Annotated in this window: 17 protein-coding genes; all 17 read left to right on the top strand. The window is 71.0% G+C overall.

Features of this window, described 5'->3' with window-relative positions; genetic code table 11:
* A partial coding sequence (locus ACIQRW_RS08815) for a hypothetical protein (RefSeq protein ID WP_403756389.1) occupies positions 1-395 on the top strand: 395 nt, incomplete at its 5' end.
* A 299-nt stretch (positions 396-694) separates the two neighbouring features.
* Positions 695-946, top strand: a complete 252-nt coding sequence (locus tag ACIQRW_RS08810) for a MerR family transcriptional regulator (protein WP_403756387.1) — start codon at positions 695-697, stop codon at positions 944-946.
* 106 nt (positions 947-1,052) lie between these two features.
* Positions 1,053-1,262, top strand: coding sequence for a hypothetical protein (locus ACIQRW_RS08805; protein ID WP_403756384.1), 210 nt, complete (start codon positions 1,053-1,055; stop codon positions 1,260-1,262).
* A 5-nt stretch (positions 1,263-1,267) separates the two neighbouring features.
* A complete protein-coding gene (locus ACIQRW_RS08800) occupies positions 1,268-1,636 on the top strand; it encodes a holin (protein WP_403756381.1) in 369 nt (122 codons plus the stop codon).
* A gap of 138 nt (positions 1,637-1,774) precedes the next feature.
* Entirely contained in the window at positions 1,775-2,257 is a 483-nt protein-coding gene (locus ACIQRW_RS08795; RefSeq protein ID WP_403756377.1) for a phage terminase small subunit P27 family, read from the top strand.
* 15 nt (positions 2,258-2,272) lie between these two features.
* Positions 2,273-4,087 (top strand): terminase large subunit, encoded by a 1,815-nt coding sequence (locus tag ACIQRW_RS08790; protein WP_403756374.1) that lies wholly within the window; start codon positions 2,273-2,275, stop codon positions 4,085-4,087.
* Between the two features lie 16 nt (positions 4,088-4,103).
* Complete coding sequence (locus tag ACIQRW_RS08785; RefSeq protein WP_403756371.1) at positions 4,104-4,289, top strand: hypothetical protein; 186 nt, start codon at positions 4,104-4,106, stop codon at positions 4,287-4,289.
* A gap of 10 nt (positions 4,290-4,299) precedes the next feature.
* Positions 4,300-6,291, top strand: coding sequence for a phage portal protein (locus ACIQRW_RS08780; protein WP_403756436.1), 1,992 nt, complete (start codon positions 4,300-4,302; stop codon positions 6,289-6,291).
* Entirely contained in the window at positions 6,288-6,458 is a 171-nt protein-coding gene (locus tag ACIQRW_RS08775) for a hypothetical protein (protein ID WP_403756369.1), read from the top strand. Before ACIQRW_RS08780 ends, ACIQRW_RS08775 begins: the two co-directional genes overlap by 4 nt.
* Positions 6,455-7,192 (top strand): hypothetical protein, encoded by a 738-nt coding sequence (locus tag ACIQRW_RS08770; protein WP_403756366.1) that lies wholly within the window; start codon positions 6,455-6,457, stop codon positions 7,190-7,192. The genes ACIQRW_RS08775 and ACIQRW_RS08770 overlap by 4 nt, the downstream gene beginning before the upstream one ends.
* Positions 7,193-7,246: 54 nt before the next feature.
* The gene (locus ACIQRW_RS08765; protein ID WP_403756364.1) at positions 7,247-8,467 is read left to right on the top strand and encodes a phage major capsid protein; all 1,221 of its coding nucleotides are present in this window, start codon (positions 7,247-7,249) and stop codon (positions 8,465-8,467) included.
* A 42-nt stretch (positions 8,468-8,509) separates the two neighbouring features.
* Positions 8,510-8,887 carry a hypothetical protein gene (locus ACIQRW_RS08760; RefSeq protein WP_403756361.1) on the top strand — a complete coding sequence of 126 codons (378 nt, stop codon included), beginning with the start codon at positions 8,510-8,512 and terminating at the stop codon, positions 8,885-8,887.
* Positions 8,888-8,969: 82 nt separating this feature from the next.
* Positions 8,970-9,323 (top strand): hypothetical protein, encoded by a 354-nt coding sequence (locus ACIQRW_RS08755; RefSeq protein ID WP_403756359.1) that lies wholly within the window; start codon positions 8,970-8,972, stop codon positions 9,321-9,323.
* Complete coding sequence (locus tag ACIQRW_RS08750) at positions 9,323-9,916, top strand: hypothetical protein (RefSeq protein ID WP_403756356.1); 594 nt, start codon at positions 9,323-9,325, stop codon at positions 9,914-9,916. Before ACIQRW_RS08755 ends, ACIQRW_RS08750 begins: the two co-directional genes overlap by 1 nt.
* Positions 9,913-10,245: a phage head closure protein gene (locus tag ACIQRW_RS08745; protein ID WP_403756353.1), complete on the top strand. Its 333-nt coding sequence runs from the start codon at positions 9,913-9,915 to the stop codon at positions 10,243-10,245. Before ACIQRW_RS08750 ends, ACIQRW_RS08745 begins: the two co-directional genes overlap by 4 nt.
* Positions 10,245-10,418, top strand: coding sequence for a hypothetical protein (locus ACIQRW_RS08740; RefSeq protein WP_403756350.1), 174 nt, complete (start codon positions 10,245-10,247; stop codon positions 10,416-10,418). Before ACIQRW_RS08745 ends, ACIQRW_RS08740 begins: the two co-directional genes overlap by 1 nt.
* A gap of 5 nt (positions 10,419-10,423) precedes the next feature.
* A complete protein-coding gene (locus ACIQRW_RS08735) occupies positions 10,424-10,798 on the top strand; it encodes an HK97-gp10 family putative phage morphogenesis protein (protein WP_403756348.1) in 375 nt (124 codons plus the stop codon).
* Positions 10,799-10,801 lie beyond the last annotated feature (3 nt).

Here is a 10,801-nt window from a genome sequence, read left to right as displayed (position 1 = left end):
TCCCGCTCGGGTACGTCGCGGTCATCCTCGACGAGACGTACACGGAGGGCTCCGGGGTCCACCTCGCGACCCTCGCCGAGCGCCTCACCCGCACCCCCCTCATGGGCCTCCCCGCCACCCCCTGGGCCACCCGCCACGTGCGCGCCCTCCTCACCCGCCACAGCATCCGCGTACGGCCCGGCGTACGAGTGCCCCCGGTGGGCGGCAGGGAGGGGGTCCACAAGGAGGACTTCCCACCCCTCCCCCCAACCCCTCTTGGTGACCCTGTTGTTGGCGTTGTTGCCCCAGGTCAGAGCAACAACAACAACACGGGCAAGGCCTCCCCGTACCCCTTCCGGATCACCGACGACCCCACCCACCCCGTCCGCCACCACGTCCACCACGAAAGGGCCTGACCATGGCACTGCCCAAGAGCATCAGCACCGGCGACCTCGCCAAGAAGAACGCCGAGAGCAAGAAGCAGCGCGAGCAGGAGAAGGCCGCCGGGAAGGACTGACACACTGGCCCTGCACGCCGGGTAGCGCCCGGCCAGAAGCCCCCGCCGGACCGACCCCGGCGGGGGCTTCGCCACAACCCGGCAGAACGCCGCTGGACAAGATCCACGCTTAGCGCCACACTGATGCCACCACCACACGTGTGTCTACAGAGCCCCTGCCCGTCGGCCAGGGGCTCTGCTGCGTCCCGAGGGAGGCCCATGGACACCGAGCTCCTCACCACAGCCCAGGCCGCCGCCCACGCCACCCGCGCCCGTCAGTTCTACTCCGCCGGCGCCGCCGTCATACGCCCAGCCTCCATCCGCTACTGGGCCACCCGCGGACACCTCACCCGCCGCGGCCTCACCGAGGACGGCCACCCCCTCTACGACCTCGCCGACGTAGCCCGCGCCGAACTCAAGACCCGCGCCCGCGCCCTACGCCTCGTCGGCATCCCCGAGCAACACCCCTAGCCCCGCCGTCCGGCGATGGGACCGAGGAGATCCTCCCCGTGGGGGCCCGACTGGGCGTCTACGGGTGCGCGCAGCGACCGGACGGCGGACCAACCCAGGAGGACCCATGGCTGCAGAGATCACGAGCGTCGTGCACCTCGATGTCGAGGTCGGTGATGAGCAGATCTGCGCCGACATCGGCACGTTCACCGTCCCCGTGGTGAACGACACCGTGGACGAGGCCAGCGTGCGCACAGAGCTCGGCGGCCTGCTGAAGAAGGCCGGCGAGTACCTGCTTGAGACTGGCCAGATGCCCTACCTGACACCCCTCAAGTAGGCCGCGTGCCGAGCCGCGCGCCGAAGAGGTGCACCACAGGAGGCTGCTCCGGCACGCCCACCCCCGGGTCGGCGAAGTGCCCGCGGTGCGCGCGCCCCCGCCCCCGCCCCTCGGCTGCCGCCCAGGGCTACGGACGCGAGCACGAGCAGCGGTTCCGCACTGGGGTGCTGGCCCGCGACACCACGTGTGTGGTGTGCAAGGACGCGCCGGCCGTGCACGCCGACCACTGGCCGCTGTCCAAGCGCGAGCTCCTCGCGCGCGGGCTGGACGACCACGACCCCCGGCGCGGACGCGGCCTGTGCGCCTCGTGCCACTCATCGGAGACAGCGAAGCATCAGCCCGGCGGATGGAACCGCAAGGGCCCGGAATACTGAGCGTCACCGGGTAGGGGGCCTCAAATCCCTGCCCCGGGGACCCGCGGAACGCGGGGGGGAGCCCTGTCTCGCGCTGACAGGTTTTCGGATCCGCCGTACCGGGACCCCCGCCGTAACCGATTGTGACCGGAGGTGATCATGGGTCAGCGTGGACCGGCCGGGAAGCCGACCGCCCTGCGGGTCCTGCACGGTGACCGCAAGGACCGGATCAACACCGACGAGCCGCAGCCCTCCGAGCTGGAGATTGAACCGCCGGACTGGCTGAGCGAGGACGCGGTCCAGGTGTGGGAGCAGCTTGCCGACGACCTGATCGGCAAGGGCGTCCTGACCGCGTGGGACACCGAGGCGTACGCCAACTGGTGCGACGCGGTGGTCCGCCGGCGCGACGCCGCCGAGCACGTCGCCCAGGAGGGCGCGGTGGTGGAGCTCCCGGTGTTCAACAAGAACGGGGACATCAGCGGCCACCGCCAGGGCAAGAACCCGTGGCTCCTGGCGCTCGATGCGGCCGATGCCCAGGTCCAGCGGTACGGGGCCCGGTTCGGTCTCACCCCGTCCGACCGCAGTCAGCTGAAGATCGCACCGCCGACGAATCCGGCCGGGGCGGAGCGGCTGCTGTCCTGACCGTCGGGGGTGGTCATGGCTGCGCGGACCACGGCCAGGCCCTCGAGGTCCAAGGCTGCGACGCGGCCGCCCGGCCGCCGCCGGGCGCGGGCGCTGCGGATCGACCACACGAAGAGGTGGCGGCCGCGCTCCCGCAAGGGCGGCCGCTGCGGCTACACCCTGGACGGCAAGACGTGCGAGCGGGCCGGGGCGCACTACTGCGAGCCGCGCGCCGACCGCGTCGTCCAGTTCTTCGCCGAGCTGCTCGTCCACCCCGCCGGGGCGCTCGCCAACCAGCGGTTCGACCTGTCGCCGTGGCAGGAACACGAGATCATCCGGCCGCTGTTCGGGGAGGTCCACTGGTCGGACCAGTGGGGGCGCTACGTCCGCCGCTACACCCGGGCCACGATCGTCATGGCCCGGAAGAACGGCAAGAGCGCGCTGCTGTCCGGGATCGCGCTGTACATGCTCGTCGGGGACGGCGAGGAGTCCGCGGAGATCTACGGCGCGGCCGCCAACACCCGGCAGGCCGGGAAGGTGTTCGAGCCCTGCACCAAGATGGTGCGGAAGTCGCCGATCCTCGCTGCGCGCCTGGACCACATCAAGAACCAGCGGCGCCTGGTCGACGAGCAGACCGGCTCGCACTACGAGGTCATCCCGGCCGACGCGGACAACGAGCTCGGGCACTCGCCGCACTGTTTCATCCTGGACGAGGTCCTCTCGCAGCCGGACGACTCGCTGTGGAAGGCGATGCGTACGGCGGCCGGCGCGCGCACGCAGCCGCTGATGATCGCGATCACGACCGAGACGTCGGATCAGGTGTCGTTCGGTGCGGAGTTCATCGACGAGGCCGACCGGGTCATGGAGGACCCGGCCCGGGCGCCGCACCATTTCGCGTACGTGCGCAAGATGCCGCGTACGGTCGACGAGCTCGAGCGGCTGTGGCGGCTGTTCCCCGCCCGGCCGGAGCTCCCGGTCTCCACCGATCCGTGGGACGAGGCGAACTGGCACTGGGCCAACCCGGCGCTGGGCACGTTCCTCTCGATCCAGTCACTGCGCGAGGAGGCCGAGGAGGCCCGGCAGAACCACAGCGCGGAGAACGGGTTCCGCCAGTTCCGGCTGAACCAGCGGGTCTCCCAGATCACCCGGTGGATCCCGATGGACCTGTGGGACCAGAACGCCCGGGAGATCGCCCCGAACCCGGGCTGGGTCACCGGCCGTCTCGAGGGCGAGCGCTGCTGGGCGGGCCTGGACCTGTCCAGCAAGCTGGACCTGACCGCCTGGAGCCTGTTGTTCCCCGACGGGTCGATGACGTGGCGGTTCTGGGCTCCGGAGTCCATCGCCGACCACCTGGACGGCTACACCGGCGGGAAGTTCTCCGAGTGGGCCGCCGATGGGTGGATCACGCTCACCGACGGCGACACGATCGACTACGACACGATCTACGACGACGTCGAGACCGACCACCAGCTGTACTCCATCGTCGACATCACGTACGACAAGTGGTGCGGTGAGCCGGTCCGCCAGGAGATCGTCAAACGGACTCGGTTGAAGATGGTCGAGTCGGACACCACCTACAGCCGGATGACGCCGCCGATGGCGGAGTTCATGCGCGGGCTGAAGGCCCGGGAGTACGCCCACTACGGCAACCCGGTCGCGCGGTGGATGGCCGACAACCTCGAGTGCAAGAGCCCCCGGGACGACCCGGACCGCATCCGGCCGGTGAAGCCGGACCGCGGGAAGACCGGCAAGCGCATCGACGGCATGCCCTCCCTGCTGTTCGCCATCGACGGCGGGATGCGCGGCATGCCCGCCCCGTCCATCTACGAGTCCCAGGGCATGGCCCTGTAACCCCGAAGGGAGATTCGTGGAACCCGTGGACCGCTGGGACGCCCTGGTCCTGGTCGGCGTAGGCCTCATCGGCCTCGGCCTGTTCCTCCTCGCCCCATGGCTCGGCGTCACTGTCGCCGGCCTCGTGCTCCTGGCCGTCGGCGTCGCCGGGGCGCACAGCGCGAACCGCACGGCGGCCGGCGACCAGCAGAAGGGAGCCTGACGTGGGGTTCATGCGCAGCGCGCTGTCCGGGATCGCGACCCCGGAGAAGTGGGTGGAGGACTGGATGCGCGGGGGGTCGGTCAACTCCGCCGGGATCCGCGTCGACCAGGACACCGCCCTCACCTACTCCCCGTTCTTCGCCGGGGTGCGGGTCCTGTCCGAGGACGTTGGCGCGCTGCCGATGTTCCTGTACGAGCGGCTGCAGCCGCGGGGCAAGCAGCGTGCGACCGGGCACCCGCTGTACAGGCTGCTGCACGACCAGCCCAACCCGATGATGTCGGCGGTGCAGTTCAAAGAGACGCTGATGGGCCACGCGATCACGTGGGGCAACGGCATCGCGTACGTCGTCAGCAACAAGCGCACCGGCGTCATCGAGGAGCTGTGGCCGCTGCGCCCGGACCGCATCAAGATCGGCGTGAAGCGCACCGGGCCGGGCCGCTTCGAGCGCCGCTACCGGTACGACGACGACGTCAACGGCATCCACACCGTGCTCCTGCCCCACGAGGTCCTCCACATCGGGGGCCTCGGGTTCGACGGGGTGGAAGGCTACTCCGTCGTCAACCTCGCCGCGAACGCCATCGGCCTCGGCCTGGCCACCGAACACCACGGGGCCAAGGTGTTCTCCAACGGGGCCGCCCCCGGCGGCGCCCTCTCCCACCCGTCGAACCTCTCCCCGGAAGCCCGCCGCAGGATGGCCGACGACTGGGAGAACATCCACAAGGGCATCGACCGGGCGCACCGCGTGGCGATCCTCGAGGAGGGCGTGACCTGGCAACAGGTCGGCGTCCCCAACGACGCCGCCCAGTTCCTCGAGACCCGCAAGCTTCAGGTGACCGAGATGTCGCGGTGGCTGCGCCTTCCCCCGCACAAGATCGGCGACCTGGACCGGGCGACGTTCTCCAACATCGAGCAGCAGCAGCTCGACTACGTCCAGGGCGCGCTGAACATCTGGTTCGTCCGGTGGGAGCAGGCGGTCCTCACGCAGCTGCTCCTGCCCGAGGAGCGGCAGCGGTTCTACGCCGAGTTCCTCGTCGACTCCCTGCTGCGCGGCGACACCGCGGCCCGGTACGCCGCCTACGCGGTGGGCCGCCAATGGGGCTGGCTGTCGGCGAACGACGTCCGGGAGAAGGAGAACCTCAACCCGGTGGAGGGCGGCGACGCCTACCTCGTCCCGCTGAACATGGTTCCCGCCGGCGGCGACGCCCGGGCGATCGAGCCGAACACTGTGCGCCGGGCCCGCCTCATGCGCGGGCGCGGCAGCACGGTTCGGGACAAGCTCGCCGACGCCTACGGGCCGAAGATCCGCGAGAGCGTGAACGAGCTGGTGGCGTTCGAGGCGGAGATGGTCACCGAGCTGGTGGCCCAGCATCTCGAGCCGGAGCGCGGCCGGCTGCGGACGCGGTCGCTGTCCACGTTCCTCACCGGCCTCAGTGCGCTGTACGCGTCCGACGGCCCGGTGGCCGAGATGCTCACCGAGCTGTGGGTCCCGCTGTTCACCGTGTTCGCCGCCGACGTCGCAGTGGACGCGGCCGACGAGGTCGGGGCCGAGGAGGACGTCGACCTGTCGGTGTGGGCCCGCGCCTACGCCCTGGCCCACGTCGCCTACCAGGTGGCCACCTCCTACGGGCAGCTGCGCAACGCCGCGCAGTCGGCGGACACCCCGGAGGCGATCGTCGCCGACGTCCTGGCCCGCCTGGCGAAGTGGCAGGAGGAGAAGCCCGATCAGGTCACCCGGTGGGAAACCGCCCAGCTCCCGAACGCGGCCGCGCGTGAGACGTGGCGCGAGGCCGGGGTGAAGCGGATCCAGTGGGTGGCCCGCGGGTCGGAGAACTGCCCGTACTGCAAGAAGCTCGACGGCTCGGTCCGGAAGATCGAGGACCCGTTCGTGGCCAAGGGCGAAGACATCGACGGCGACGAGGAGGGCCAGAAGTTGACCGCCAAGCGCGACACGTTCCACCCGCCGGTCCATGCCGGCTGCCTGTGCGAGGTGATCCCGCTGTGAGCGAGCCGTCCGAGGAGTACCTGCGCGGCTGGCGCGACGGCTACGGCCAGGGGCGCGACGACGAGGCGGCGGGCGCCGATCTCCGGGACGGCCCGCCCGACGGGCAGCGCCGGCAGAGCACCCCGCCGCGCGACCGGCAGATCAAGGAACCGAGGAGGAACCGGTGAAGGGACAGCGGCACTACCTGCGCGGCTACGTCGCCCGCGCGGACGGCGACGACGACGCGGCGGGCAAGCCGCTGTCGATCATCGCGGCGACCGAGGGGCGCAAGGGTGACGGCCTCAACCTCACGATGAAGGGCGCCGAGCTCGGCCGGTTCCAGTCCAACCCCGTCGTCGGGTACGGGCATTCCTACTGGGGGCGCGACGGCCTGCCGATCGGACGGTCCGACAAGACGTGGATCGACGACGACAAGCTGCGCATGGACGTCGTCTTCGACCAGGACGACGAGTTCGCCGTCACGGTGGAACGCAAGTACCGGGCCCGGATGATGAACGCGTTCTCCATCGGGTTCGACGTCTGGAACATCGACGACTCCGGGACCCCCGAGGGCTGGGAACTGTTCGAGGTCTCCGCCGTCCCGCTGCCGATGGACCCCAACGCCATCGTCGAATCCGGGCGCAGCGCCCTGGACCTGGTCCGGGGCCTGGACGTGCGCGGCACACCGAACGAGGTCGCCCAGGCCGTCATGTCCAAGCTCGCCGAGCTGGACACCGTCGGCGCCCGGGCCGGGGCCGTTCTGTCCAAGAAGAACAAGACCCTCGTACAGAACGCGGCCACCGCCCTGCAGGAGCTCCTCGACGCCGCCGGCGGAACCGACGACGAGAACGAGGACGAGGACGACGAGCGCCAGGCGCCCGCCGTCGACAACTCCCGGCTGCTCCGGCTCGCCGGTATCTGACCCCCGCGCCGCGCAGCCGCGCGGGGCACCTCACCACACCGAACGGAGACACCCGTGAAGATCCGGGAGCTGCGCACCAAGCGCACCAAGCTGGGCGCCGACGCCCGCACCATCATGAAGCAGGCCGAGGACGAGGGCCGCTCCATGACGCCGGAGGAGGAGACCCGGTTCGACAAGCTCATGGACGAGCGCGACGGAGTCGACGCCACCATCGAGCGAGCCGAGCGCCTCGAGGCCGATGACCGCGAGGACGAGACCGAGGACGACAAGCCGACCGGCCGTGGGGGAGAGGTCGCCATGGGCGCGCTGCGTGCCTACCTGCTGGGCGGCCGGGCCGTCCTCACCGATGCGCAGGCCCGGGCGCTGAACGCCGGGCACGACCCCGAGGGCGGGTTCCTCGTCGCCCCGCAGCAGTTCGTGAAGGACCTCCTCAAGGGCGTGGACGACATGGTCGCGCTGCGGGGACTTGCGACTGTGCACCAGCTGACCCAGGCCGAGTCCCTCGGCGTGCCGACGCTGGACAACGACCTCTCCGACGCCGAGTGGACGAGCGAGCTCGGCACCGGCAGCCAGGACGACGGACTGCGGTTCGGGAAGCGCGAGCTGCGGCCCCACCCGCTCGCCAAGCGGGTCAAGATCAGCCGGAAGCTGCTGCGGGCGGCGGTCATGAACCCGGAGACGCTGGTCCGTGAGCGCATGGAGTACAAGTTCGGCGTGACGGCCGAGAAGGCCTACATGACCGGCGACGGGAACCAGAAGCCGCTGGGCCTGTTCACCCCGAACGCCGACGGCATCCCCACCACACGGGACGTCGACGTGTCCACGACCGGGTCCGGGTTCGTCAACGCCGCCGGCGGGAACTCCGCGGACGACCTCATCACCGCCAAGTACACGCTCAAGAGCGCCTACCACGCGAAGGCCCGGTGGCTGTTCCACCGGATGATGATCGCCTCCGTCCGCAAGCTGAAGGACGGCGACGGGAACTACATCTGGAAGGCCGGCCTCGCCAGCGACCAGGGCGACCGCATCCTCGACATCCCGTTCATCACCTCCGAGTTCGCGCCCAGCACCTTCGGCGACGGCGACTACGTCGGGATGCTCGGCGACTTCTCCTACTACTGGATCGCCGAGGCCCTCTCCTTCGAGGTGCAGCGCCTGAACGAGCTGTACGCCGAGTCGAACCAGGTCGGGTTCATCGGCCGCCAGGAGGCCGACGGCATGCCGGTCCTCGCCGAGGCGTTCATCCGCCTGCAGTCCAACGACGTCGTCGCCTGACCCGCGCCCCGCGCAGGCCCACACCGAGAACGGAGCACACTCATGCGCACCGACATCAAGAACAGCCTGGACGTCATCGCCACCCTGGCCCCGGCCGCCCAGACCGCCACGGCGACCGGCACCGCCGTCGACCTGGCGAACTACGACGCCGCCGCGGTGGTCATCACCACCGGGGCCGTCGCCAACGCCGCTTTCAGCATCGAGATCCAGGAGTCCGACGCCTCCGGCAGCGGGTTCACCGCCGTCGCGGCCGCCGACCTGGACGGCACCGAGCCCGCCACCCTCACCGCGACCACGGTCACCGTCATCGGCTACCACGGCATCAAGCGGTACATCCGCGCCGTGGCCACCGACGCCGGCACCGGAGACGCCTCCTTCGGCGTGACCGTCATCCGCGGCAAGGGCCGCGTCAAGCCCTGACCCTGCCCCACCCAGCAACGCCGCACGGGCGCCCACCAGCTGGGCGCCCGCGGCGTTTCCCGACCAGAGCAGGAGGAGCACCATGCTCGTAGAGATGCAACGCCTCATGGCGAGCCCCCGCCTCGGAACCGTCCATCCGGGGCAGATCATCGACATGTCCGCCGCGGAGGCCCGCCGACGGATCGCCGCCGGAGACTGCAAGCCCGTCACTGGCCAGGCCGCCGAGCCGCCCCGCCGTACGGCCGGCCCCACCGAGCAGGAGCCGGTCACCGGCGGGCAGGGCGACGAGGTCCCGGTCGAGAAGATGACCGTGGAGCAGCTCAAGGCGTACGCCGCCGAGCAGGACATCGACCTCGGTGACGCCACGAAGAAGGACGACATCCGCGCCGTGGTCCTGGCCGAGCTCGAGCGGCGCCGCGACGCGGACGGCGACTGATGCCGTACGCCACCGCGGAGAACCTGCGTCTCCTGCTGCGGCAGCCCTCCTTCAGCGACGACGACACCGCGACGGCCGAGCTCCTGATCGAGCTGGCCGAGGGCGTCATCGACGAGGAGACCGGGCAGCACCTAGAGGCGGCCGAGGACACCGTCACCCTGGACGGGCCGGTCATCGAGGACAGCCGCTACCAGGGCACCACCGGATCCCGGAAGCTGCTCCTGCCCCGCTGGCCCGTTACCGCCGTCGCCTCGGTCACCCTCACCTCCGACACCGACGACGGCGAGGACCTCACCTTCGGCAAGGAGCAGGACTACACCTGGTCCCGGTCGGGGATCCTGCACCGGCGCGGCGCCGACTGGCCGACCCACGACCGGGCCATCGAGGTCACCTACACCGCCGGATACGCCACGATCCCCGCCGGGATCAAGCGCCTCACGCTGCGCCTGGCGGCCGGCGGCTGGTCCAACTTCGAGCGCCTCACCAGCGAATCGCTGGGCGACCACTCCAAGGCCTGGGCGGCCGACGCCCTCGGCATCGAGCTGACCCCCGCCGACCGCAAGGCGCTCGGCCTGTACCGGGCCCGGACGTGAGTATCGGCCGGTGGCTCAACCGGACCATGGAGGTCTGGCGCGAGACCACCTCGCCGGACGGGGCCGGCGGACAGACGTCGGTGTGGGTGCAGACCGGTGAGGTGCGCGCCAAGGTCGACCAGCCGTCGGCCGCGGACCGGATGCTCGCCCAGCAGGCGGGCAGCAAGCACACCCACACCGTCTACCTCGCCGACGGGTCCGACGTGCTGCGCGGCGACCAGCTGCGCGGCGACGGCCAGACCCTCACCGTCCACGCCGCCCTGCAGCCGTCGGGCCCCCGCTACCTCCGGGCCGACTGCGAACTGATTCAGCGGCAGAAAGGCACCTGATGGACACCGCCCCCGAACCGCGCCCGCCGCGCCCCGCCGACCCGGAGACGTGCCGGCTGCGCGCCGAGGACACCGACAGCCCCGACTCCAACGCTGCGGACCGTCTCAGGTGGGCGGTCCTCGCTGTGGCCGGCGAACTCCACGAGATCCGCAAGCTGCTCCGGAAGAGGTGACAGACGTGGCCCGCTCCGGCATCACCGTGGAAATCCAGGGGGCCGCGCGGCTGCGCGGCCGCCTGGAGGAACTGGACGACGCGATCGTCCAGGCGCTGAAGAAGGCGGTCAAGGAGGCCGCCGAGGCGGTGAAGGCGGACACCCAGCGCGACGTCGCGAAGGACTCCGGCAACCTCCAGGAGAAGGTCGACATCAAGTACGACGACGACGGCCTGACCGCACGCGTCGGCTGGCACGACCCCGAGGACTTCTACGCCCACTTCCTCGAGGCAGGCACCCGCCGCGCACCCGCGCAGCCCGCGCTCGGCCCCGCCCTGGAGGCGGAGCGCGGCCGCTACCAGGGGCGGCTGACCGAAGAAGTGCGCAGGGCCCTGCGGTGACCA

It is taken from the genome of Streptomyces sp. NPDC091287, from assembly GCF_044768525.1.
Classification (GTDB): Bacteria; Actinomycetota; Actinomycetes; order Streptomycetales; family Streptomycetaceae; genus Streptomyces.
The sequence above is the reverse complement of the archived record's forward strand: the minus strand, read 5'-3'. Positions and strand labels throughout refer to the sequence as shown.

Bases quoted from the DNA above. Each gene is read 5' to 3' on its own strand.
- ACIQRW_RS08810 (WP_403756387.1), top strand. From the start codon at position 695: ATGGACACCGAGCTCCTCACCACAGCCCAGGCCGCCGCCCACGCCACC.
- ACIQRW_RS08760 (WP_403756361.1), top strand. From the start codon at position 8,510: ATGCGCACCGACATCAAGAACAGCCTGGACGTCATCGCCACCCTGGCC.
- ACIQRW_RS08790 (WP_403756374.1), top strand. From the start codon at position 2,273: ATGGCTGCGCGGACCACGGCCAGGCCCTCGAGGTCCAAGGCTGCGACG.
- ACIQRW_RS08780 (WP_403756436.1), top strand. From the start codon at position 4,300: ATGCGCAGCGCGCTGTCCGGGATCGCGACCCCGGAGAAGTGGGTGGAG.
- ACIQRW_RS08740 (WP_403756350.1), top strand. From the start codon at position 10,245: ATGGACACCGCCCCCGAACCGCGCCCGCCGCGCCCCGCCGACCCGGAG.
- ACIQRW_RS08805 (WP_403756384.1), top strand. From the start codon at position 1,053: ATGGCTGCAGAGATCACGAGCGTCGTGCACCTCGATGTCGAGGTCGGT.
- ACIQRW_RS08755 (WP_403756359.1), top strand. From the start codon at position 8,970: ATGCTCGTAGAGATGCAACGCCTCATGGCGAGCCCCCGCCTCGGAACC.
- ACIQRW_RS08750 (WP_403756356.1), top strand. From the start codon at position 9,323: ATGCCGTACGCCACCGCGGAGAACCTGCGTCTCCTGCTGCGGCAGCCC.
- ACIQRW_RS08795 (WP_403756377.1), top strand. From the start codon at position 1,775: ATGGGTCAGCGTGGACCGGCCGGGAAGCCGACCGCCCTGCGGGTCCTG.